Below are 22,154 nucleotides of genomic sequence, written 5' to 3'. Positions count from 1 at the left end.
GGGTAACCGTGTGCCTGTTGAAGGGAGCAATCAATGCCGAAAACCGCGGACTTCATCCTCGATAGGCTCCGTCAGTGGGGGGTGCACCGGATCTTCGGTTACCCCGGTGACGGCATTCTTTCGATGGTCGGCGCCCTGGACCGCGCCGGCGGAGACCCAGAACTCATCCAGCCGCGCCATGAAGAGATGGCGGCCTTCATGGCCACTGGCCACGCCAAATTCACCGGGGAACTCGGATGTTGCCTGGCCACATCCGGCGGCGGAGCGATACACCTGCTGAACGGTCTCTACGATGCCAAACTTGACCACCAACCGGTGGTTGCGATCATCGGTCAGCAGAAGCGGATGTCGCTGGGCGCGGCCTTCCAGCAGGAGATCGACCCGAACTCGCTCTACAAAGACGTCTCGTCGGACTTCGTCCAGACCTGCATGGCGCCGGTACAGGCACGCCACCTGGTGGACCGGGCCTGCAAGGTGGCGCTGACCAATCGAACTGTGGCAACCATCATCCTTCCCGAGGACGTTGCCGAGGAGGAGGCGGTCCCCTCGCCACCGCGCCAGCATGGGGCCGTCTTCAGCAGTGTCGGGTGGACCAAATCGCGAATGATCCCGCCGCAGAACGAGCTGCGCAAAGCCGCCGAGATCCTCAACGAGGGTGAGAAGGTGGCGATCCTGGTGGGTGCGGGAGCTGCTGATGCCGCCGACGAAGTGGTGGAGGCCGCCGACCTGCTGGGCGCCGGTGTCGCCAAGACGTCGTTGGGGCGCGCCGCGCTCCCTGATGAACTGCCGTATGTGACCGGGCCGATCGGTCTGCTGGGCTCCACGGCCAGCGAGGCCATGATGTCGGGTGCCGACACCTTGCTGATGATCGGGACCAGCTTTCCCTACGCCGAGTGGTTGCCCAAGGAAGGGCAGGCCCGCGGGGTGGAGATCAACCACGATGGCCGGATGATCGGGGTGCGCTACCCGGTACAGGCCAACCTAATCGGCGACTCCAAAGACACTCTGGCCGAACTGATTCCGTTGCTGAACCGCAAGGAGGATCGGTCCTGGCGTCGCAAGATCGAAAGCGAAGTGGAGACCTGGTGGCGGGTTCTCGACGACCGGGCGCACGACAAGGCCAACCCGCTCAATCCCGAACTGGTGGTCCACGAGCTCTCCAAGCGCCTGCCTGACAACGCCGTCGTCACCACCGACGCGGGGTCGGTCGCCAACTGGTGGGCGCGGCATTTGCGGCTGCGGCGCGGCATGGCGGCCTCGCTGGCTGGGAATCTCGCGACCATGGGTCCCGGGACCCCCTATGCGATCAGCGCCAAGCTCGCTCACCCGGACCGGCCGGTGATCGCCGTCGTGGGCGATGGCGTGTTCCAGATGAATGGGATGGCCGAGATGATCACTGTGAAGCGCTATCTGGACCGGTTGTCCGATGGTCCGCTGATCTTCTGCGTCTTCAACAACCAGGACCTCAATCAGGTGACCTGGGAGCAGCGGGCGATGGGCGGTGAGCCCAAGTTCGAAGACTCGCAGATGATCCCGGATGTGCCTTATGCCGAGTTCGCCAAACTTCTGGGACTGACCGGAATTCGATGTGACAGCCCGGACACGATCGGGCAGGCCTGGGATCAAGCGCTCTCTGCGCCCGGGCCGGTGGTGCTGGAAGTCGTGGTGGACCCCGACATACCGCCGGTGCCGCCGCACATCGAGAAGATGATCGCCAAGAACACCGCCAAAGCGATCATCAAGGATCCCGACCGAGTAAGCGTGGTCACCAAGGGTGCGAAGCAGAAGATGCACGAGTTCACCGAATCGGCCAAGCAGTCGGTGCGCGATATCCGCAGCAAGAACGGCGGGTAATCGTCGATGACTACGTTGGGGGTGCCCGGAGCCCTGCGGCGTCGGCCGCCGAATCTAGATGGTGTCTATGTGCCGCAAGAGGATTCGCATCTTCTCATTGAGACCATGGAAAGCACTGGGCTGGCCCGCCGGGCCAGGGTGTTGGACCTGTGCACCGGCAGTGGGGTGGCGGCCATCGCGGCGGCGGAGCTGGGCGCGGACAGTGTCACCGCGTTCGATATCTGCTCGCGTGCCGTTCGGTGTGCTCGGGATAACGCGCGTGCCGCCGGCGTAAACGTGGCGGTGCGGCGGGGGCCATGGAGTGACGCGTTGCGTTGCGCCCCTTTCGACCTCGTGGTGACCAACCCGCCCTATGTGCCGTCGCCGCGTGACGGCGGACCCATTCCGTCAGCGGGCGGCCCGGAACGGTCGTGGAACGGTGGCGTGGACGGGCGGGTTGTGTTGGATCCGCTCTGCCGGTCGGCGGCGGCGCTGTTGCGCCGCGGCGGTTCCCTGCTGCTGGTGCAGTCCGCCCTCGCCGACGTCACGCATTCACTGGAGATGTTGCGGGACTCGGGATTGTCAGCCGAGATTGACGCAGTCAGGAATATTCCGTTCGGGCCGGTGCTCTCGGCGCACGCGAGCTGGCTGGAATCCACGGGCCGGGTGTCGCACGGTTGCCGCGTGGAACAACTGGTGGTGATCCGGGCGGACAAGCTATGACGACGCCGGAGAAAAGAGTGGTACAACCGGTCCGCAACGGCCCGGTTCTGATCGCGGGTCCGGTCCGGATCGAGACGCCCGAGGGCGTCGTCGAATCCGATCGCTTCATGGTGGCTGTCTGCGCATGTGGGCGCAGCCGCAACTATCCACTGTGCGACACCAGTCACCGTTGCCGGAAAACATCACGCCGTCGTACCGATGCAGACGGTGTCAAAGCCGAGTAACTACCGGGCGGTTGGCTCATCGGTCGGCGTCGTAGTCGTCGTCGGGCAGTGGAACACTGATGGCCTGATCAATGAGATCGGCCGGATTGGCATCGGTGTCGTCGGCATTCTCCAGAACGGCGGGATCGAGCCCGTCGTCGTCGCTCCCGTCGGCGGGGATCTGCTGTTCGGCGAGATCTGCCTCTGGAACATCAGGGTTGGTCATCATGACCCCTTTCGTTTCCGCGTTCGGGCCGGGTCGGCGCGTTGGGTGGCGAGCAGCGCATAGTCCGTTCTCAGTTGGGAGTTGTCCGACCTCAGCTGGGTGTTGTCGGATTCCAGTCGGCTGTTGTCGGACTCCAATCGGGCGTTACGTGCTTCCAGGCCGAGGATCTGTCCGATACCTGCCACGTTGATGCCGATCTCTACCAGCTCTGTGATCCGTCGAAGCCGCGCAAGATCGTCATCGCTGTAGCGGCGTGTGCCGCCCGCGGTGCGCGCCGGGGTGAGCAGGCCGCGGCTCTCGTAGAGCCGCAAGGTCTGCGGACCGATACCGGACAACTCAGCTGCCACCGAGATGCCGTATACCCCAAGCCCGGATCGGGCATTCATCTCGTCGTCCACCGCGCGTCGCTTCCACTCGTCGAAATTTTCTCGTACACCCCTTGCATGAACCTACCACCGGTGCTATATAAAAATCTATGTCGGCAGACATAGATGATCTGCCGCAGACAGAGGAGGTGGAGATGATGTTGATGCGTACCGACCCGTTCCGTGATCTCGACCGCTGGACCCAGCAGGTGTTGGGCACCGCGGCGCGGCCGGCGGTCATGCCGATGGATGCTTGGCGCGACGGCGACCAGTTCATCGTCGAGTTCGACCTGCCCGGGGTGGCAGAGGATTCCCTGGATCTCGATGTCGAACGCAATGTGCTGACGGTGCACGCCGAACGCCCGGGTCTGGATCAAAGCCGCGAGATGGTGTCCGCGGAACGGCCACGCGGTGTGTTCAGCCGCCAGCTGTTCCTCGGTGACAATCTGGATGCCGGCCAGATCCAGGCCAGCTATCAAGACGGCGTGCTGAGGCTGACAATCCCGGTCGCCGAGAAGGCGAAGCCCCGGCGGATCAAGATCGCCAGTAGCCACGGCGAACGGGCCATTAACGCCTGATTGCAAGAGGCCGGGCGGCGGCCTGCTAACCGGTGAAGGAGGTGTGCGCGATGACCACCGACACTTTGACCGCGGAGGTGCTCGACGAGGCGGAGAGCATTGTGCGCGCCGAATGGCTGCGCCTGTTGACCGCCGCAGTGCCCGGGTATTGGACCGCGGTCTCCACCGACATGCCCGTCGCCCGGCCTCGTCCCCCGAAGCTCGTCCTGTGCGGCCTCCCTAGTGGACGGCGCGACGTGTCGCTGCCGTCTGGGCGCCGACACCGGTCGGCCACGCGGCGGCGTACCAGGAGGGTGTGGCCGACGCAGCGGTCCCCTCCGTGACGCCGCCGGGCGGTGAGTCGTGTGTCGCTCGCAGCTATTCGACCATTGTGAGCGTTCGACGCAGACCGGGGACTGCGTGCGCATCGCCACCGATGTGGCAGCGAAATACGCTTAGCCGCGCGTGATATCACCGTATGGGCTGACGGGGTCACGCTGCCGCAGTGCTCTCCGCGGCAGCGGGCCCCGCCGCCCTGACCGAATCCGAACAGCAGCCGTCACACCGTCGTCTCGAGGCGGACGTTGGCGAAGCCCAGTAAATTGACCAGCCGGTGCACGACTGCGCGATCGCTGCGCAGTAGGGCCGTTCTGCCGTGGGCGGCGCAGTAGCGGTCGAGCAGGCAGAGTTGCCGGTGACCGACGAATTCCAGTTCCCGCGCGTCGATCTCGAGGGTGTCGTGCGACAAGAGTGGCAGGACCCGCTGCAGGGTGGTCAGGAACAACGGCTCGCTGGCGGCGTCGAGCGTGCCGGCTAGGGCGATGGCATTGCGCCCGGCGGGCTGGGCATACAGCTGAAACGGTACCGAACTGGGTCCGGCCGCCGGGTGCAGGCACAACAACCCGGCCGCGGCGTCGCCGAGCTCGGCGACGTTGTAGCCGCACATCACCGCGACCGGCAGGGTGGAGATTCGCCGGTCACCGAGGAATTCCAGAGCCGCCTGCGCGTCGCGCTGTGCGGGTGTGCGCACTACCGGCGTGACATCGATGACGATTCGTAATCCGCTGTAGCCGTCGGCGACCGCAGCGACCGCAGCCGCCGCATAGCGCTCGGTCATACGCTCGGCGTCGACGACCTCGCCTTGGAACAAGAAGTGCTCCGGCACGGTCTTAACGTGTACCTCGCGGGCGTCCTTTCCGAGGCCGGCCGCGGCCAAGGCTGCCCGCATCGTGGCGGGATCGTCCGCGCCGACATAGCCGACGCGTTGGTCGAGGTTCAATCCATCCGCGACGTACTCCGCCGCACGGAGCAGGAACTCCCCGGGATCTTGGTATTCCCAACCGACGTGGCCGAATTCGCCGGACCGATCTGCTCGATACGCCCTCATCACGCCGACTTCCTCATCCGCAGATGCGCCTGCACCGTGGTTCCGCTCGCCGCGGTGTGGATGCGTACCAGGTCCGCTGTCGCGTTGACCACGAACAGTCCGCATCCGTGGTCGTAGTCGCTGATAAGGGGCCGCCGCCCGGCCAGCCGATCGGTCAGGAGGCCGGAATCGCGTACCTGACAGATCAATTGGTCGCTCTCCGCCCACAGCAGCAAAGTGCACGGGCCCCGGCCATGCTGCAGGCTGTTGGATGCCAGCTCGTTGACGATCAACTGCAGATCCGCGACCTCGGCGGCAGCGAAACCGAACCACCGGGCGTACTTGGCGGAGAACTGGCGCGCCCCGGCCAGATCGGACAGTCGGTGCAAGGTGTAGTTTGCGGCGGTAGCACTGCCCGGCAGTGGTTCGTTGTAGCGCTCCCACGCGGCGTCGGGAGCGAAGCCGGAGCTGGGTTGCTCCGGGTGGCCGGAATGCCCGAGGCTCGGGTGGGTGATCTCGGCATCGACGAGAATGTCGGAGTCCAGATGCGTTGCATCGTAAGGACAAAGCATGGTGAGATCTCGTCCGGTGAACGCCTCGTTGACCAGAGCCTCATGCTGCACGCAGGCCGGATATTCCAGCTTTGACCGGCCGCTCCAGACCGGCTCGGCCACCATCCGTACCGGACCCGACGGGTGTCGGGCCGCGAAAGCCCCCAGTACACCGCCCAGAATATGAGTCGGGTTGCGTCCGACCTGGCTCATATCGGACAGGCTCGCCGTCTTGGGTGCGCCCGCAGGAAGGGCATTGCGGAGCAGCGAGAGGTTTGGTTCTGGCACCGCCACCAAGATCGGAAATTCGGCGGCCACCGCGTCGGCGATATACGGCACCAGGTAGTCGAGATATTCCTGCGGTGAGCGGTAGAACAGCGCGATATGACTGAAGGAGCCGCGATCAGCGCCGGCGGCGACAGTCATCGAGAGTGCCCCTGTCATCCAACGCGAATCGGCCGCACAGCTACGCCAACCCCAACTGTGCGAGGCACGATCCGACTGTTTGCGCTATCCCGCGGTTGGCATCAGTACCAGTAACGCCGACCCGCGACCGGACGACCGACCGCGCCCAGAATCCACAGGGCAGCACCGACGACCAGCAGAATGACGCCGATCGTCCAGAGGATATTGATCTTGAAAATGAGCGCCAGAATAAGCAGGACCACTCCGAGGGCAATCATCGCCAATCCTTTCTCAGACAATCAAACCGACCGCACCCAACGAAGAGGGTTGCGGTAAATGACAATCGGACACAACCGGGTTGAACCCGAGGTAGTTCAACGGACCCGCCAATGTTGTGACAGCGATGGTTCCGGCAGTTGCACAGCTCGTTTGGCTGCCGTGAAAATAGTCGCGCTGCCATGCCGCAAAGACGCCGATCAGCAGCCAGATCAGCACAATAGTCCCGGCCAATCCACCGAATCGCATCCGTCCTCCATTCATCTGTACCCCGATCAGTTCCCCATTCGAACGCGCTCGAAACCTGGCAATCCTCACGGGAGCCGGGCGATGTTTGGCCGCCGCGGCGCCGGGGTACTGCGGGGATTCGGTGGAACATCGGCGAACGAACGGGGGTGCGCAGATGACGTTGCTGGAGACAGCCGAATCCGGTGTGCGGGTGGGCAGTCACGCGGAGTGGATCGGTGAAGCCGGTGACATTGTCGACCGGATGCTCCGCAACGTCGCTCACGGCCGCTTCGAAAGATCATTGTCGGCGCTGACGGCGTTCGCGGCGATTGTCACGACCGCCGAGATCTATCTCGAGCATTACAAGGCCGGCTTCGGCAACAAGTGGATGTGGAGCCCGGTCCTGGTCACGCCGCCGGTGGTGGTCGCCGGGGTCGCAGGGGTGTTCTCCCGCCGCTGGGCCAAGCGCTGGCTGCCATTGACCGCAGGGGTGTACGCCGCTAACGGCCTGCTGGGGGAGTACCTGCACGCTCGCGGGGTCGCTCGCAAGCCCGGCGGCTGGAAGATGGCGTCCTACAACGTTCCGATGGGGCCGCCGATCGCAGCGCCCGGTCTGATGGCAATGGTCGGTGGGATGGGCTTGCTGGCTGCGGTGCTGCGCCGCGAACGCTGAGGGGCCGGCAGCCATGGCCGACACCTCCCGTCCCGACCACCTGCCGAACCTACGTGCCGATCGTCAACCACCGCATCCGTCCTGGCTGCCCCGGCAACGCCGCGGCGTCACACCGCAGATGATCGGGCGCTATCCGGACTTCGATGTACTCGCTTCCAAGGACCGCTGGGACGAGGCCACCAGACAGGTGGTGCTGGCCCGGCTGGAACCGCCGGGGCCGCTACGGTTCTTCACCCCTGCCGAGGAACCCACCCTGCGGTCGTTCTGCGACATCGTGCTGGCACAAGACGCCGAACCGCGGGTTCCGGTCGCCGAATTCGTCGACGCCAAACTGGCCGACGGCCAGCTCGACGGCTACCAGTACGCCGACATGCCCGACGACCGGGACACCTGGCGTCTGGTGTTGCGCGGCTTGGACGAGGCCGCCGGACAGCGATACGGCAAGGCGTCGTTCGCCCAGGCCGAGATTCCCACCCAACTGGCTCTGGTCGATCAGTTCTCCCGCGGCCGATTGCAGGGCGGCTCCTGGTCGCAGCTGAACGCGACCCGAGCGTGGTCGGTGTGTATGCGGATGACCCTGTCGGCGTTCTACTCCCATCCCTGGGCGTGGAACGAGATCGGCTTCGGCGGCCCGGCCTACCCGCGCGGATACATGCGGCTCGGCGGCCCGAGCGGTCCGGCAGCGGCGCGTGAGCCGTTCGAAACGCGTGGTGCCATCGACAAAGACCCGGTCGAACTGGTGCAAGAAGAGGATTCGTAGTGGGCGACTTCTGGCGCGGCCTGCTCAAGGGATCGTTGGGCCCACCCGACAACGACTCGCGGTTCCTGCTGGACGTGCAGTCGCGGGAACTGCCCGGAGAGAAGACGATGCGCCGGTATGCACTCAATGACGAGGTCGACCTCGTGGTCATCGGCGCCGGTGCCGGGGGATCAGTGTTGGCGCAGCGCCTGGCGCGGGCCGGCTGGCGCGCCGTGATCATTGAGGCGGGACCATTCTGGCATCCCGACACCGACTGGGTCTCCGACGAAGCCGGATCGCATCCCCTGTACTGGACGCAGAAGCGCATCATCGGCGGGGACGATCCGATCGAGTTGGGCAAGAACAATTCCGGCCGGGGCGTCGGTGGCTCGATGGTGCACTACGCCGGTTACTGTCCACGCTTTCACCCCAGCGATCTACGCACATTCAGCCTTGACGGTGTCGGGGCGGACTGGCCGATCGACTATGAGGACATCCGTCGTCACTACGAAGTGCTCGAGGCCGAACTGCCGGTCGCCGGACAGAACTGGCCATGGGGATATCCGCACCGCTATCCGTCGTCGCCGCACCCGATCTCCGGCGCCGCGTCCAAGCTGTGGGAGGGCGCCCGCAATCTGGGTATCGAGATGCGGGTGGGTCCGGTCGGAATCGTCAACGGCACCTTTGGAAACCGCCCGCACTGTATCTACCGTGGCTACTGCCTGCAGGGCTGCAAGGTCAACGCCAAAGCCAGCCCGTACGTCACCCACCTGCCCGACGCGCTGGCACACGGTGTGGAGATCCGTGCCGACTGCATGGCCTCCCGCATCGAACTCGACGACACCGGAGCGGCACGTGGCGTCGTCTACTACGACAACACCGGTGCCGAGCATCTGCAGCGCGCCAAGCTGGTGGCGGTCGCCGGTTACTCAATCGAAACCCCACGGCTGCTGCTCAATTCGACCAGCCAGCGGTTCCCCCATGGGCTGGGAAACAACTCCGATCAAGTCGGCCGCTACGTCATGGTCCAAGGCGCGGCGCAGACCGCAGGCCGATGGCCGGAGGAGTTGCGAATGTACAAAGCCCCGCCGCCGCAGGTGACCAGCGAACAGTTCTACGAAACCGACACCGGCCGGGGATTCGCCCGCGGATTCTCCATCCAGACCGTGTCGCCGCTGCCGATCGGCTGGTCGGAGCACGTGCTCGCCGACGGACACTGGGGCAGAGCGCTGCGTGAGTACATGCGCGACTACAACCACTGGAGCACGATCGGCGTACTCAACGAACTGCTGCCCCTGCCGGAAAACAGGATCACCCTGGCCGACGAAGTCGATGGCTACGGGATCCCGGTGGCCCGAATGGACTACACCCGCTGCGACAACGACAAGGCGAACATGGCCTACTCGACCCGGGTGATCACGGAGATCCTGCACGCGGCCGGCGCCCAGGACGTATTGACCATCCAGCGTTACGCCCACCTGATCGGCGGCGCCCGGATGGGCACTGCGCCGGAGAACTCGGTCGTCGATGCCGACCACCGGGTGTGGGGGGTGCCCAACCTGTTCATCGCCGACGGCTCGGTCTGCCCGACGCAGGGGTCGGCCAATCCGGCGCTGACCATCATGGCGCTGGCTTCTCGGCTCGCCGAACGCCTTGCCGGAAAGCGCATCTCGAAGAAGGGAGTCCAGCCATGACACAGACCGTCGTCGTCACCGGAGCCAGCGCCGGGATCGGCCGGGCCGTTGCACAGTTGTACGGCAAACGCGGCGCCAATGTCGCCCTGCTCGCGCGCGGTGAGGCAGGCCTGCGCGGCGCGGCGCGTGATGTCGAAGAGGCCGGGGGCACCGCGCTGCCCATTCCCACCGACGTCGCCGACCCCGACGCGGTGGCGGCCGCCGCCGATCGTATCGAGGCCGAGTTCGGGCCGATCGACACCTGGATCAACGTCGCCTTCGCATCGGTCTTCGCGCCGTTCACCGAGATCGGGCCCGCGGAGTTCAAACGTGTGACCGAGGTCTGCTATCTCGGCTTCGTCTACGGCACCATGGCGGCGTTGGACCGGATGAAGCCCCGCGACCACGGCACTGTTGTACAGGTGGGCTCAGCCCTGGGGGAGCGGTCGATCCCGTTGCAGTCGGCCTACTGCGGTGCCAAGCACGCCGTCAACGGCTTCACCGAATCGGTGCGTTGCGAGCTGCTGCACGACGGTTCGAAGGTCAACATCACGCTCGTTCAGATGCCGGCGGTCAATACCCCACAGTTCTCCTGGGTGCTGTCGCGGCTTCCCCGCCACCCGCAGCCGGTGCCGCCGATCTACCAGCCGCAGCTGGTGGCCAAGGCGGTGCTGCGGGCCGCCGACCATCCCCGGCGCAAGCAGTACTGGGTGGGCGAAAGCACCGTAGCCACCTTGCTGGCTCAGCGATTCGCCGCGCCATTGCTCGATCGCTATTTGGCCCGCACCGGCTACGACTCGCAGCAGACTGGCGAGCGCGTCGACGGCGACAAGCCGTACAACCTCTGGGAACCGCTCGACGAACGGCCGGGCAGCGACCACGGTGCGCGCGGGGCGTTCGACGACTCCTCGCACGCGCACAGCCCGCAGATCTGGGCGGCCCGTCACGCCGGATTGGTCGCCGGGGCCGCGACCGCGCTGGGGATGGCCGGAGCCGGCGTTCTGGCCGCACGCCGCCCGCGTTGAGCGGCGGGGTTTGACAGCAACCCGCGATGGTTAACCTCCGGCACTATGCCTTCGAATACTGCAAGTGCCGGAATCGTTGTCGGTGTCGATGGGTCGTCGGCATCGCGGGCTGCGGTGCGGTGGGGAGCCCAGGAGGCCGAACGCCGTGCCCTACCGCTGACCCTGGTACACGCGGCCTCAACCCGGTTGTCCCCGCTGATGGCCCGATGGGTCGTGTTCGGTCAACATGAGTTGCCGCACCGGCGCGTCCAACGGATTGTCGATGACGCCGTCGGAGTCGCAACCGACAGCTCTTCAGATGGCGCGCCCGCGCAGCTGAACACCAAAGTGGAGTTCACAGATCCGGTTGACGCGCTGGAGGATTTGTCCCGGCAAGCCGAGCTGGTTGTCGTCGGGTCGAGCGGCCGTTGGCGGTTGCGGCATCTCTTGTTCGGCTCGGTGGGCTCGGAGCTGACGCCGCGCTGCCACTGCCCACTGGCCGTCCTGAACGACGACGACCTGGCCATGCGGCAGCCCTCAGACGCCTCGGACGCCGCGGCAAAAATCGACCCGACGGGCTGGTGAACGCCCAGGCCAGAGCTGATGGCCGATCGGCGTGCCGATAATCGCGCACGCTCCCGAAATGGTTGCTGGGCCAGTTCATGGGGTAACCAACCCCGATTGCATTCGCTGATTGGAGGTCTCATGCCCAAGACGACGAAGAGCGGCACCGTCAAACGCGGCGAGCTGCCCAGTACGCTGCAGCGCTCAGGAGCGAAGGCGCAGCGCACTTTCGCCAAGGCGCACGACGCCGCCGCCAAGGAGTACGGCAGCGAGCAGCGTGCGCACCGGGTCGCATATGCCGCGCTCAAGCACAGTTTCGAAAAGGTCGGGGATCACTGGGAACCCAAGAAGAAGCCTGGCCCGTCGGACAAGCGCGCGACCGGCGGCGGCCCGAACAACTCCGGGCCGTCCGCAGAGGGCGTCGACGCCAACGCCAGCAAGCAGCATCTTCTGGGCGTCGCCCGCCGGCTGGACATTCACGGACGATCGACGATGCGGAAATCCGAACTGGTCACGGCGATCAAGAAACACAATCGCCGAGTCCGCGGCAAATAGCCGGCTGGCGGCCGTTCTAGCCCCGCCCGTCGGCCAGACCAGCGATCGGCGTCTGATCCAGGTGCGCCAGCAGATCCTCGGCGTTGTCGAAAACTAACGCTGCACCGGCCGTTTCCAATTCGGCGCGCGAGACGCCGCCGCTGAGCAGGCCGATGCTGGGCACCCCGGCGCGCACGCACGCCTGGGCATCCCAGACCGCGTCGCCCACGAAGACGGCGCGCTCCGCCGTTGCGCCGACCCGGTCGAGTGCTATCCCGATGATGTCCGGATTCGGCTTCGCGACATCGACGTCGGCCGAGGAGGTGACCGCCGCGACAAGGTCGTCGCAGCCGAGCACCTTGCGCAGCACCGCCAACTCGTTCTCGGGTGCCGAGGTGGCCAGCACCACCGGAAGATCAAGAGCGACTATGTGTTCCAACAGCTTGCGTGCGCCCGGTAGCGGCGCCAGCAAGTCCGATGACTGCAGGTAGTACTGCGAGTGCAGGTCTTCCAGGCGCCGGCGGACGTCGTCGGGTGCGTCGTCGGACAGCAGGCGCACCAACTCCGATCCGTCCATTCCGATGGCGCGGTGGATCCGCCACGACTCCACCTCGTGGTGTAGCTCGGCGAACGCGCGCCGCCAGGCGTGCACGTGCAGATAGTTGGAATCGACCAGGGTGCCGTCGACGTCGAACAACACGGCCGATTGGGTGCTCACGATCTTCCCCTCTCGTTCGCGGATGGTCCCGGTCGTTTGCGGATGACCTGGCTGGGATACCCATCCAGGGATTTCCCAAATACCGACGAGAGGAAAAGCGGTGGCTACCGAGGACCGTGACGGCAAGCAGCGACAACTCGACGATTACCGGGTCGACCGGCAGTCCGGATACCTCACGACTCAGCAGGGGGTGCGCGTCGACCACACCGACGACGCGCTGACTGTCGGTGAGCGTGGGCCGACGCTGCTGGAGGACTTCCACGCCCGGGAGAAGATCACCCACTTCGATCACGAGCGGATTCCCGAACGCGTGGTGCATGCCCGCGGGGCGGGCGCCTACGGCTACTTCGAGCCCTATGACGACTCGCTTGCGCAGTACACCGCGGCACGCTTTCTGACCACACCGGGCACCAGGACGCCGGTGTTCGTGCGGTTCTCCACCGTGGCCGGCTCGCGCGGTTCGGCCGACACCGTGCGTGACGTACGCGGATTCGCCACCAAGTTCTACACCGAGGCGGGCAACTATGACCTGGTGGGCAACAACTTTCCGGTGTTCTTCATTCAGGACGGCATCAAGTTCCCTGACTTCGTGCATGCGGTCAAACCCGAGCCGGACAACGAGATTCCCCAGGCCCAGTCCGCTCACGACACACTGTGGGACTTCGTGTCGCTGCAGCCCGAGACGCTGCACGCCATCATGTGGCTGATGTCGGACCGCGCTCTGCCGCGCAGCTACCGGATGATGCAGGGCTTCGGCGTGCACACCTTCCGCTTGGTGAACACAAGCGGCGAGGGAACGTTCGTGAAATTCCACTGGAAGCCGAAGCTGGGCGTGCATTCGCTGATCTGGGACGAATGCCAGAAGATCGCCGGTAAAGACCCCGACTTCAACCGGCGCGATCTGTGGGACGCCATCGAGGCCGGTCAATTCCCGGAATGGGAACTTGGAGTCCAGCTGGTCGCCGAAGCCGACGAGTTCAAGTTCGACTTCGACCTGCTGGACGCCACCAAAATCATTCCCGAAGAACAGGTTCCGGTACGCCCGGTCGGCAAGATGGTGCTCAATCGCAACCCGGAGAACTTCTTCGCCGAAACCGAGCAGGTGGCGTTCCACACGGCCAACGTCGTGCCGGGAATCGACTTCACCAACGACCCGCTGCTGCAGTTCCGCAACTTCTCCTACCTGGACACGCAGTTGATCCGGCTCGGCGGCCCGAACTTCGCTCAGCTGCCGGTCAACCGGCCGGTGGCGCAGGTGCGCAACAACCAGCACGACGGCTACAGCCAACATGCGATTCCGCAGGGGAAGTCCAGCTACTTCAAGAACTCGTTGGGTGGTGGCTGCCCAGCTTTGGCGGACGAGGGCGTGTTCCGGCACTACACCGAGAAGCTGGACGGGGCCAAGATCCGCAAGCGTGCCGCGAGCTTCGAGAACCACTACGGCCAGGCGCGGATGTTCTACCGCAGCATGACCGAGCCCGAGGCGAAGCACATCGTCGCCGCCTACGCCTTTGAACTGGGGAAATGCGAACACGTCGAGATTCGGCAGCGCGCCCTCGAACAGCTGAACATGGTGGACCACGATCTGGCGCGCCGCGTGGCCGAGAAACTGGGCCTGGCCACCCCCGACGAGCAGTCCCTCGACGAGGTGGTGCTCTCACCGGCGCTCTCGCAGTTGAGCGATGCCGGTACCCCCGCTGGCGAAGATGCGCCCGGCATCGAAAGCCGCAAGATCGCTGTGCTGGCCGCCGACGGTGTGGACGTGGTGGGCGTGGAACGGTTCGTCGCGGCGATGCGGGAACGCGGCGCGATCGCCGAAGTGCTGGCGCCTATCGCCGGCGGCGAATTGGACGGTGGCTCCGGCGGCCGGTTGAGTGTCGACCGGGCCTTCACGACGATGGCCTCGGTGCTCTACGACGCAGTGGTGGTGCCGTGCGGGCCGGACGCCGTGCAGGCATTGTCGGGCGACGGGTATGCGGTGCACTTCGTCACGGAGGCCTACAAGCACCTCAAGGTCATCGGGGCGTTCGGTGCCGGCGTCAAACTGTTGCCCAAGGCCGGTATCGCCGAGCAACCGGCCGAAGACACCGGGGTCGTCGTCGCCACCGGTGTGGTGACGACGACGGCCGCGGCTGATGACTTGGATGACGAGTTCTTCGACGCATTCGCCGCTGCACTCGCCGAGCACCGCGCTTGGAGTCGCGCTGCCGACGCGGTTCCTGCCTAGATTCCTAGCTCACGGCACTAGGCGCAGCGGCCGACCAGACCGCTGCACCTCGGCCAACGCGTCTGTCAGCGAGTCCACCAGCGGAAGTCGCGAGTGCGGATCGCAGATCCGCAACAAGGTGGTCAGCGCGGGACTCGGCACCACCTTCAGGTTGGTCTGCGCGCTGGAACACTGCGCGCTGATCGACTGAAGAGCTGAAAACCCGGTGGTCCCAATGAATGTCAGTTCAGAGAGATCCACCACCAGCCACTCGCAGCACTCGGCGCAGCGTTTGGCGTAGTCCGCGAATGGGCTGGCGTTCGCCGCGTCGATCTCGCCATTGACGGCAACGACGGCTCCGGTGCGACCCCAATGAACCGTGAACTTGGCGGCGTGATTGCGCCAAACTTGGGTGGCTTCCGTTGCAGGAGTGGCGAATGCGTTCTGAGTAACCTTGCTGATCGTCATGTTGTGGCTCCATCAGTCGACGAATCGTGCTGTTGGATCACGTCAACGTAATCACTTCCGGGGCTGCGTTTACGCGGTGACGTTTCACTGCGGCTGTGAACTCAACCGGAGGAACCAGACGTTACCCAGCTCCGCCGGGATTGGCAAAGAGGTGCCCGACAATTTCTGGAAAATCCCAGTGAAACCTTAATTTTCACGTTGTGAGCAGCGACGAACGCCCCGCAGACCAGGCCGAGAGCATGACATCGGAGAGCCGATTTTCCACAGCGGCGAGAGCTCGGATACCGAATACGACATCCGTCTCCAAATGCGGATTGCCTTCCAGCAGGTTGCCGATCACGTCATTGCGGACCACCTGTTCGTGTACCGCGTCGGCCTCGACGTGCTCGGCGTAGAACACCACGCACGGCTCCGGCGCACCCATCCGCCGCAGCGCCGCGACCAGCCGGCTCGAGCCCGGAGGTGAAGTGATCTCGGTCGCCGCGAAGTGCCCGGCGGCCGCACCCCGCCACCGGCGATGCAACCCGAACAGCGACATCAGATTCACCACCGCCAGCGACTCGGCAGGGACAACATCGAGGTAGGCGAGGTAACCGGCATCCAGCCCAGCCGCGGTGAGCAGGTCGGCGAAGAGCTGCTGATGCACCCGCGGACCCCGCCCCGCGCCGTACTCGTCGAACTCGACCGCGACAAACGACGCCTTGGCCTGGCCGGTCAGGCGCGGGATGATCCAGGCGTGCGGATCGCCCTCCTTGAGGTGATAGAGCGATCGGTGGACGAAGTACTCCCGGGCCTGCTCCCAGGTGCCGTGATCACGCAGGAACCACGACGGTCCGGCGCCGTGCACGGGCTCGGATGCCGCGGCCTCCATTTCCGCATCGGCCGTCGCATGTGGCGGTATCACCCCGACATCGCGACGCACGCGGTCGAGGAACGCGCATTCGAGTTGCGTGCGTAGTCCCAACAGCGTGACGTCCCACTCCCAACCGGGGTCAACATCGGCGAATCCGCGGTAATGCAACTCGTAGCAGACGTAGAGCGCCAGTTGCAGGTCGCGGCCGTACGGGTCGGCGCCGGTGGTCGGGGGGATGAGCTCGGGGACCGTGCCGGCAGGCCGACGCAAGAGGCTGCACACCGTCGCGGACAACGGCCCGCACGCGGCGGGCAGGCGGGGTTCGGTGTGGATCGTTGCGGTGGACACGCTTGCGGGTACCCGCCACCCGGACCGCGCCAAACGGCGCCCCGTTTCGGTGGTCGGCCGTTGGGTATTCCGGCAGCATGACACGCTTCGGCTACACCCTGATGACCGAGCAGAGCGGGCCCGCAGAGCTGGTCGGCTACGCCGTTGCCGCCGAGGAACGCGGTTTCGACTTCGCGGTGTGCAGCGATCATTTCTCGCCGTGGCTGGTGTCGCAGGGCCACGCTCCCAACGCGTGGGCGCTGCTGGGCGCGGTCGCGCACGCCACGCAGGACATAGGTCTCTACAGCTACGTGACCTGCCCGACGATGCGCTACCACCCAGCGATCGTGGCCCAGCAGGCTGCCACCGTGCAGATTTTGGCCGAGGGCCGGTTCACCTTGGGGCTGGGCAGCGGGGAGAACCTCAACGAGCACATCGTGACGGGAGCGGGGTGGCCCAACGTAGTGCGCAGGCAGGCCATGCTCGGTGAAGCCATCAAGATCATCCGCGAGCTGCTGATGGGGGAGACGGTCGACCACCACGGCGACTATTTCCAAGTCGACCAGGCGCGGCTATGGGACCTGCCGGACATCCCGGTCGCGTTGGCCGTGGCCATGTCGGGGCCCAAGGGCGTGGACAGATTCGCCGCGGCCGCCGATCACCTGATCGCGGTGCAGCCCGACCGCGATCTGGTCCAGTCCTGGCACGCCGCACGGCAGGCGGCCGGATTGGCGGGTGGCCGCATCATCGGGCAGCTACCGGTGTGCTGGGATCCCGACCGGGATAAGGCAATACAGCGCGCCCACCGACAGTTCCGCTGGTTCGGCGGCGGCTGGTCGGTCAACTCTGAGCTGCCGACACCGGCGGCGTTCGCGGCCGCCACCCGCTACGTGCAGCCGCGCGACGTCGCCGGGGCCATACCCTGCGGGCCGGAACTGGATCCGATCGTCGATGCGGTCGGCGCCTACCGAGACGCTGGCTTCACCGACATCGCGCTGATCCAGATCGGTGGGGAGGACCAGGAGGCTTTCCTCAAGGAGGCCGCAGAGCCGCTGCTGGCGGCACTGCGCGACGCACCGTAAGAGTTTCGGGTCGCAGCGCCGAGGGTACAAGGGGCCTCATGGGCGACATCAGCGACACCGATGAGGGAATCGATCAGAGGCGTACGACCCAGCCGCGGGCCGGACTGGTGTTCAAGGACCGCCGTGAGTTGCCGGGCTTGGCCATGCTGCTGATGGCGGCACTGGCATTGGTGGGCTTCATGAGCGCCGCCGCGCAGCACGACGCCGGGTGGACGCTGGGCTTCGGGATCGCGGTCCTAGCGTTGGCGATCGGCGGTCTGACCTGGGTTTTCGTCGGGCGAAGCCGGACCACCCACGCCGGTCACCACCGGCGTCAGACCTAACGCCCCCGCGGCGAACCGGGACACCGCCTGTGCCCCGGTCACTGCTGCCTGTCCATAACCTGGCCGGTGGCGACTGGCGATCTCGCCCGAGGCGGGATTCAGCGTCACCTCGGCCAACAGTTCGCCCGTCGTCGGCTCGCAGACCGCCCAGCGATAGCGCGAGTCGTCGGCCCAGCCGGATTCCGCCTTCACGACGTAGTCCGGGTCGGTCTCACCGAGATCGGCCAGGGTCACACGGTCGTCTATACGATCGTCGGCCCGTGGTATCCGCAGATACCACGGGCCGGCGTTGATCTCGACGGGCTCTATGTCGGTTACTTGATCTCGCAGAGCACGGTGCCCTGCGTGATGGCCGATCCGGCCTCGGCCGACAGACCGGTGATGACACCGTCCTTGTGCGCGGTGACCGGGTTCTCCATCTTCATGGCCTCCAGGACGACGACCAGGTCACCGGCGGCGACCTCCTGGCCCTCCTCGACGGCCACCTTCACCACGGTGCCCTGCATCGGTGCGGTGACAGCGTCACCGGACGCCGCCGCGCCGCCGTGCGCGCCACGCTTGCGGGCCTTGGGCTTCTTCCGGATGGCTCCAGCGGCGCCGCCGGCTCCGCCGCCGCCCAGCGCCAGGTCACCCGGCAGCGACACCTCCAGGCGCCGGCCGCCGACCTCGACGACCACCTTCTGCCGCGGCTGCACGTCCTCGTCGTCGAGGGGCTCACCGCCGGTGAAGGGCTCGATGTTGTTCTCGAACTCGGTCTCGATCCAGCGGGTGTGAACCGTGAAGCCGTTCTCGTCGCCGACGAACGCCGGGTCGCGAACCACCACACGGTCGAACGGGATGACCGTGGCCAGACCCTCGACGTGGAACTCGTCCAGGGCGCGCCGGGCACGCTCGAGGGCTTCGGTGCGGGTCGCGCCGGTGACGATCAGCTTGGCCAGCATCGAGTCGAACTGGCCGCCGATCACCGAACCGGTCTCCACGCCGGAGTCCATCCGGATGCCGGGGCCGGTCGGCGGGTCGAAGCGGGTGACCGGGCCGGGGGCGGGCAGGAAGCCGCGACCGGCGTCCTCGCCGTTGATGCGGAACTCGATCGAGTGGCCGCGCGGCTCGGGGTCCTCGGTGAGGTCGAGCGTCTCGCCGTTGGCGATCCGGAACTGCTCACGCACCAGGTCGATGCCCGAGGTCTCCTCGGTGACCGGGTGTTCCACCTGCAGACGGGTGTTGACCTCCAGGAAGCTGATCAGGCCGTCCTGGCCGACCAGGTACTCCACGGTCCCGGCGCCGTAGTAGCCGGCCTCCTTGCAGATCCGCTTGGCGGACTCGTGGATCTCCTTGCGCTGTGCGTCGGTCAGGAACGGCGCCGGGGCCTCCTCGACCAGCTTCTGGAAGCGGCGCTGCAGCGAGCAGTCGCGGGTTCCCGCGACGACGACGTTGCCGTGCTGGTCGGCGATGACCTGGGCCTCGACGTGGCGCGGCTTGTCCAGGTAGCGCTCCACGAAGCACTCGCCGCGACCGAAGGCCGCAATCGCCTCACGGGTGGCCGACTCGAACAGCTCGGGAATCTCTTCGAGGGTGCGCGCCACCTTCATGCCGCGACCGCCGCCACCGAACGCGGCCTTGATCGCCACCGGTACGCCGTACTCCTTGGCGAACGCCACGACCTCGTCGGCGTCCTTGACCGGGTCCGGGGTGCCGGGCACCAGGGGAGCCTTGGCGCGGGCAGCGATGTGGCGCGCGGTGACCTTGTCGCCGAGGTCGCGGATCGACTGCGGGCTCGGCCCGATCCAGATCAGCCCGGCGTCGATCACGGCCTGGGCGAAGTCGGCGTTCTCGGAGAGGAAGCCATACCCGGGGTGAATCGCGTTGGCGCCCGACTGGGCCGCGGCGTCGAGGATCTTCTCGAACACCAAGTAGGACTCGGCCGAGGTCTGCCCGCCCAGGGCGAACGCCTCATCGGCAAGGCGGACGTGCGGAGCGTCGGCGTCGGGCTCGGCGTACACGGCCACGCTGGCCAATCCGGCGTCGCGCGCGGCGCGGATCACTCGAACGGCGATCTCCCCGCGGTTGGCGACGAGCACCTTGGAGATCTTCGAGCTGGCATGGTTCGCCACTGGCCCTCCTGATGGCATGTATAAGAAATGTCTTTAAGAATCTAGCTTCAGGCAGTGTAAAGCGCGACCGCTGAACCTGTTCCAGTGCCCCTTACGCGGCGCGTAAATGCCGCTTGATGCGGGTCAACATGGCCGACATACCGCGCAGCCGCAGCGGGCTGATCAGGGTGGCCAACCCAAGCCGAGACGCGAAATCCTCCGGCACGCCGAGGATGACGTCGGCCGGTTCGCCGTCGAGGCCGGCCGCCCAGATCGATGCGAAGCCGCGCGTGGTCGGCGCCTCTACTGGCGCGCTGAAATACAGCCGCACCCGCTGCGGGTCGGCGGCATCGACATGCATGAACAACGGCGACTGGCACTCCGGTACCGGTTCCATGGCGGATTCGGTCAGCTCAGCGGGCAGATCGGGCAGTTCGTCTGCGAATTCGATCAGCAGCCTGAGCTTGTCCTGGCCTTCGACCTCGGCGAAGTCGGAAACCACCTGCGCCAGTCCCTCCGGCAGGCTCATCAGCTGGCGGGGCTCCCCGGGGCTCCGGACAGCTGTCCGGGTTCGGGGCCGTCGACGATGGGCACCCGCACGGTGTTGCCCCACTCGGTCCAGGACCCGTCGTAGTTGCGGACATCGTCGAGACCGAGCAGGTGGGTCAGAACGAACCAGGTGTGGCTGGAGCGTTCTCCGATGCGGCAGTAGGCGATCGGCTTGTCCTCGGGCTTGAGGAAATCGTAGAGCCGTTCCAATTCCTCGCGCTTGCGGAACCGGCCGGCGTCGTCGGCCGCCTTGCTCCACGGCACGGAGACCGCAGTGGGGATGTGGCCGCCGCGCAGCACACCCTCCTCCGGGTATTCCGGCATGTGGGTGCGCTCGCCGGTGTACTCCTGCGGCGAGCGAACGTCGATCAGCGGCACCTGGCCGATGTTGGCCAGCACGTCGTCCTTGTAGGCCCGGATGGGGGCGTCGTTGCGCTTGACGACGGGGTAGCCGGTCGTGGTCTTCGACGGCACGTCCAGGGTGGTCTCGCGGCCCGAGGACACCCAGAGGTCGCGCCCGCCGTCGAGTAGCCGCACGTCTTCGTGTCCGAACAGGGTGAACACCCACAGCGCGTACGCGGCCCACCAGTTGGACTTGTCGCCGTAGATCACCACGGTGTCGTCGCGCGAGATGCCCTTGCGGTTCATCAGGTCGGCGAACTGCTCGCCGGTGATGTAGTCGCGGACCGGGGAATCGTTGAGATCGGTGACCCAGTCGATCTTGACCGCGGTGGGAATGTGGCCGATGTCGTAGAGCAAGACATCCTCGTCGGACTCCACCACGACGAGGCCGGGTGTGCCCAGATTGCCCGCCAGCCAGTCGGCTGTCACCAACCGTTCCGGGTGAGCGTAGGACTGCAGGGCGGGGGCGGGGTCGGCAGGCACTGGCACAAAACCGAGCCTACCGGTCGGTAACCGTTGTGCCACTCCCATGGCCGGAAATTCGCTGACTTCAGGTGCGCGTTACCTGGCTCAGGTGACCGGGTTGGCCGCCCACAGTGCAGCGACCGAGAGCCCGGCTGGGCGCAGCAGCCGACGCAGCATGGGCAGGCTGATACCGATGACGCTGGAGGGATCGCCGTCGACGCCGTCGACGAACCAGCCCCCCAAGCCATCCAGGGTGAATCCGCCGGCGACCCGCAGCGGCTCGCCGCTGGCCAGATAGGCCTCCAGATCGTCGTCATCCGGGCGGCCGAAACGCACTGTGGTCACGGCGGTTTCGGTGATCTGATGGGTGATCTCGTTGTCGCGCAACCGGATCAGGCTGTGGCCGGTGTGGAGCTGCCCGGAATTTCCGGCCATCGCGCGCCAGCGGATGCGGGCCTCATCGACCGTTGGGGGTTTGCCGCACAGCTTGCCGTCGAAATAGAGCATTGAATCGCAGCCGATCACAACGCAATCGGTGCTCACCGGAGGCTGCAGTGTGGAGGCGACCTGCTCCGCTTTAGCGGCGGCCAGGGCGCCGGTCACAGCATCCGGGGACGCAGTAGCGGGCAGACCGGCCATCACGGCGTCCTCGTCGACACCGGAGACCACCACCAACGGGTCGATTCCGGCGCCGCGCAGAACGGCCAGCCGACCTGACGAGGCCGAGCCGAGGACCAGCCGCGTCACCGGC

28 protein-coding genes are annotated in these 22,154 nt (G+C 66.2%); 14 read left to right on the top strand and 14 right to left on the bottom strand.

Annotated features, from left to right (window positions below):
• Positions 1-33: 33 nt before the first annotated feature.
• The 3 genes from RCP37_RS16040 to RCP37_RS16030 are packed head-to-tail and all read left to right on the top strand — an operon-like array spanning position 34 to position 2,780.
• On the top strand, positions 34-1,854 hold the full coding sequence (locus tag RCP37_RS16040; protein WP_308484016.1) for a thiamine pyrophosphate-requiring protein: 1,821 nt from the start codon (positions 34-36) through the stop codon (positions 1,852-1,854).
• A gap of 6 nt (positions 1,855-1,860) precedes the next feature.
• Positions 1,861-2,556: a HemK2/MTQ2 family protein methyltransferase gene (locus RCP37_RS16035; protein WP_308484015.1), complete on the top strand. Its 696-nt coding sequence runs from the start codon at positions 1,861-1,863 to the stop codon at positions 2,554-2,556.
• Positions 2,553-2,780 carry a CDGSH iron-sulfur domain-containing protein gene (locus RCP37_RS16030; RefSeq protein WP_308484014.1) on the top strand — a complete coding sequence of 76 codons (228 nt, stop codon included), beginning with the start codon at positions 2,553-2,555 and terminating at the stop codon, positions 2,778-2,780. The genes RCP37_RS16035 and RCP37_RS16030 overlap by 4 nt, the downstream gene beginning before the upstream one ends.
• Positions 2,781-2,796: 16 nt before the next feature.
• Here the strand turns inward: RCP37_RS16030 and RCP37_RS16025 are convergent, their stop codons facing one another.
• Together RCP37_RS16025 and RCP37_RS16020 are read right to left on the bottom strand one after the other, a co-directional pair.
• A complete protein-coding gene (locus tag RCP37_RS16025; protein ID WP_373693037.1) occupies positions 2,797-2,985 on the bottom strand; it encodes an Rv3202a family protein in 189 nt (62 codons plus the stop codon).
• Complete coding sequence (locus RCP37_RS16020; RefSeq protein ID WP_308487116.1) at positions 2,985-3,371, bottom strand: MerR family transcriptional regulator; 387 nt, start codon at positions 3,369-3,371, stop codon at positions 2,985-2,987. Before RCP37_RS16020 ends, RCP37_RS16025 begins: the two co-directional genes overlap by 1 nt.
• Positions 3,372-3,505: 134 nt before the next feature.
• On the opposite strand from RCP37_RS16020, the gene RCP37_RS16015 reads away from it, so the two are divergent.
• Entirely contained in the window at positions 3,506-3,928 is a 423-nt protein-coding gene (locus RCP37_RS16015; RefSeq protein WP_308484012.1) for an Hsp20/alpha crystallin family protein, read from the top strand.
• Between the two features lie 50 nt (positions 3,929-3,978).
• Positions 3,979-4,251: a hypothetical protein gene (locus RCP37_RS16010; RefSeq protein WP_308484011.1), complete on the top strand. Its 273-nt coding sequence runs from the start codon at positions 3,979-3,981 to the stop codon at positions 4,249-4,251.
• 215 nt (positions 4,252-4,466) lie between these two features.
• On the opposite strand, the gene RCP37_RS16005 is transcribed toward RCP37_RS16010, so the two are convergent.
• From RCP37_RS16005 to RCP37_RS15990, 4 genes are all read right to left on the bottom strand, one after another.
• The gene (locus RCP37_RS16005; RefSeq protein WP_308484010.1) at positions 4,467-5,294 is read right to left on the bottom strand and encodes an MEDS domain-containing protein; all 828 of its coding nucleotides are present in this window, start codon (positions 5,292-5,294) and stop codon (positions 4,467-4,469) included.
• A complete protein-coding gene (locus tag RCP37_RS16000; protein WP_308484009.1) occupies positions 5,294-6,250 on the bottom strand; it encodes an anti-sigma factor RsbA family regulatory protein in 957 nt (318 codons plus the stop codon). Before RCP37_RS16000 ends, RCP37_RS16005 begins: the two co-directional genes overlap by 1 nt.
• Positions 6,251-6,351: 101 nt before the next feature.
• On the bottom strand, positions 6,352-6,507 hold the full coding sequence (locus RCP37_RS15995) for a DUF6131 family protein (RefSeq protein ID WP_165607563.1): 156 nt from the start codon (positions 6,505-6,507) through the stop codon (positions 6,352-6,354).
• A 13-nt stretch (positions 6,508-6,520) separates the two neighbouring features.
• Positions 6,521-6,754 (bottom strand): hypothetical protein, encoded by a 234-nt coding sequence (locus tag RCP37_RS15990; protein WP_109413498.1) that lies wholly within the window; start codon positions 6,752-6,754, stop codon positions 6,521-6,523.
• A gap of 241 nt (positions 6,755-6,995) precedes the next feature.
• Here RCP37_RS15990 and RCP37_RS15985 point away from each other — a divergent pair, with 241 nt between their 5' ends.
• From RCP37_RS15985 to RCP37_RS15960, 6 genes are all read left to right on the top strand, one after another.
• Positions 6,996-7,406, top strand: coding sequence for a hypothetical protein (locus RCP37_RS15985; RefSeq protein WP_373693195.1), 411 nt, complete (start codon positions 6,996-6,998; stop codon positions 7,404-7,406).
• 13 nt (positions 7,407-7,419) lie between these two features.
• A complete protein-coding gene (locus RCP37_RS15980) occupies positions 7,420-8,166 on the top strand; it encodes a gluconate 2-dehydrogenase subunit 3 family protein (RefSeq protein WP_224972586.1) in 747 nt (248 codons plus the stop codon).
• Complete coding sequence (locus tag RCP37_RS15975) at positions 8,166-9,839, top strand: GMC family oxidoreductase (RefSeq protein ID WP_308484007.1); 1,674 nt, start codon at positions 8,166-8,168, stop codon at positions 9,837-9,839. The genes RCP37_RS15980 and RCP37_RS15975 overlap by 1 nt, the downstream gene beginning before the upstream one ends.
• Positions 9,836-10,843, top strand: coding sequence for an SDR family oxidoreductase (locus RCP37_RS15970; protein ID WP_065039088.1), 1,008 nt, complete (start codon positions 9,836-9,838; stop codon positions 10,841-10,843). Before RCP37_RS15975 ends, RCP37_RS15970 begins: the two co-directional genes overlap by 4 nt.
• Positions 10,844-10,888: 45 nt before the next feature.
• The gene (locus RCP37_RS15965; protein ID WP_082980827.1) at positions 10,889-11,407 is read left to right on the top strand and encodes a universal stress protein; all 519 of its coding nucleotides are present in this window, start codon (positions 10,889-10,891) and stop codon (positions 11,405-11,407) included.
• Positions 11,408-11,527: 120 nt separating this feature from the next.
• Positions 11,528-11,941 carry a ChaB family protein gene (locus RCP37_RS15960; protein WP_065039090.1) on the top strand — a complete coding sequence of 138 codons (414 nt, stop codon included), beginning with the start codon at positions 11,528-11,530 and terminating at the stop codon, positions 11,939-11,941.
• Positions 11,942-11,957: 16 nt separating this feature from the next.
• On the opposite strand, the gene RCP37_RS15955 is transcribed toward RCP37_RS15960, so the two are convergent.
• A complete protein-coding gene (locus RCP37_RS15955; protein WP_308484006.1) occupies positions 11,958-12,638 on the bottom strand; it encodes an HAD family hydrolase in 681 nt (226 codons plus the stop codon).
• A 100-nt stretch (positions 12,639-12,738) separates the two neighbouring features.
• On the opposite strand from RCP37_RS15955, the gene RCP37_RS15950 reads away from it, so the two are divergent.
• Complete coding sequence (locus RCP37_RS15950) at positions 12,739-14,865, top strand: catalase (RefSeq protein ID WP_308484005.1); 2,127 nt, start codon at positions 12,739-12,741, stop codon at positions 14,863-14,865.
• Positions 14,866-14,874: 9 nt separating this feature from the next.
• Here RCP37_RS15950 and RCP37_RS15945 read toward each other — a convergent pair whose 3' ends face one another.
• Both RCP37_RS15945 and RCP37_RS15940 read right to left on the bottom strand, forming a co-directional pair.
• Entirely contained in the window at positions 14,875-15,312 is a 438-nt protein-coding gene (locus RCP37_RS15945; RefSeq protein WP_308484004.1) for an STAS domain-containing protein, read from the bottom strand.
• 193 nt (positions 15,313-15,505) lie between these two features.
• Positions 15,506-16,513: an iron-containing redox enzyme family protein gene (locus tag RCP37_RS15940; protein ID WP_308484003.1), complete on the bottom strand. Its 1,008-nt coding sequence runs from the start codon at positions 16,511-16,513 to the stop codon at positions 15,506-15,508.
• A 77-nt stretch (positions 16,514-16,590) separates the two neighbouring features.
• On the opposite strand from RCP37_RS15940, the gene RCP37_RS15935 reads away from it, so the two are divergent.
• Both RCP37_RS15935 and RCP37_RS15930 read left to right on the top strand, forming a co-directional pair.
• Entirely contained in the window at positions 16,591-17,574 is a 984-nt protein-coding gene (locus RCP37_RS15935; RefSeq protein ID WP_308484002.1) for a TIGR03557 family F420-dependent LLM class oxidoreductase, read from the top strand.
• Between the two features lie 38 nt (positions 17,575-17,612).
• Positions 17,613-17,897 carry a hypothetical protein gene (locus RCP37_RS15930; protein ID WP_308484001.1) on the top strand — a complete coding sequence of 95 codons (285 nt, stop codon included), beginning with the start codon at positions 17,613-17,615 and terminating at the stop codon, positions 17,895-17,897.
• Here the strand turns inward: RCP37_RS15930 and RCP37_RS15925 are convergent.
• The 5 genes from RCP37_RS15925 to RCP37_RS15905 all read right to left on the bottom strand — a co-directional run bounded on the left by RCP37_RS15925 (position 17,811) and on the right by RCP37_RS15905 (position 22,150).
• Positions 17,811-18,206, bottom strand: a complete 396-nt coding sequence (locus RCP37_RS15925; protein WP_308487115.1) for a GNAT family N-acetyltransferase — start codon at positions 18,204-18,206, stop codon at positions 17,811-17,813. The two genes, RCP37_RS15930 and RCP37_RS15925, sit on opposite strands and share 87 nt — an antisense overlap.
• 5 nt (positions 18,207-18,211) lie before the next feature.
• A complete protein-coding gene (locus RCP37_RS15920) occupies positions 18,212-20,008 on the bottom strand; it encodes an acetyl/propionyl/methylcrotonyl-CoA carboxylase subunit alpha (RefSeq protein WP_308484000.1) in 1,797 nt (598 codons plus the stop codon).
• A 91-nt stretch (positions 20,009-20,099) separates the two neighbouring features.
• Positions 20,100-20,516: a SufE family protein gene (locus RCP37_RS15915; RefSeq protein WP_308483999.1), complete on the bottom strand. Its 417-nt coding sequence runs from the start codon at positions 20,514-20,516 to the stop codon at positions 20,100-20,102.
• On the bottom strand, positions 20,516-21,427 hold the full coding sequence (locus tag RCP37_RS15910) for a sulfurtransferase (protein ID WP_308483998.1): 912 nt from the start codon (positions 21,425-21,427) through the stop codon (positions 20,516-20,518). The genes RCP37_RS15915 and RCP37_RS15910 overlap by 1 nt, the downstream gene beginning before the upstream one ends.
• A gap of 81 nt (positions 21,428-21,508) precedes the next feature.
• A complete protein-coding gene (locus tag RCP37_RS15905) occupies positions 21,509-22,150 on the bottom strand; it encodes a Maf family protein (RefSeq protein WP_308483997.1) in 642 nt (213 codons plus the stop codon).
• Positions 22,151-22,154: the final 4 nt, after the last annotated feature.

This window comes from Mycolicibacter sp. MU0102, assembly GCF_963378105.1.
In the GTDB taxonomy this organism is placed as follows: domain Bacteria; phylum Actinomycetota; class Actinomycetes; order Mycobacteriales; family Mycobacteriaceae; genus Mycobacterium; species Mycobacterium holstebronense.
The sequence above is the reverse complement of the archived record's forward strand: the minus strand, read 5'-3'. Positions and strand labels throughout refer to the sequence as shown.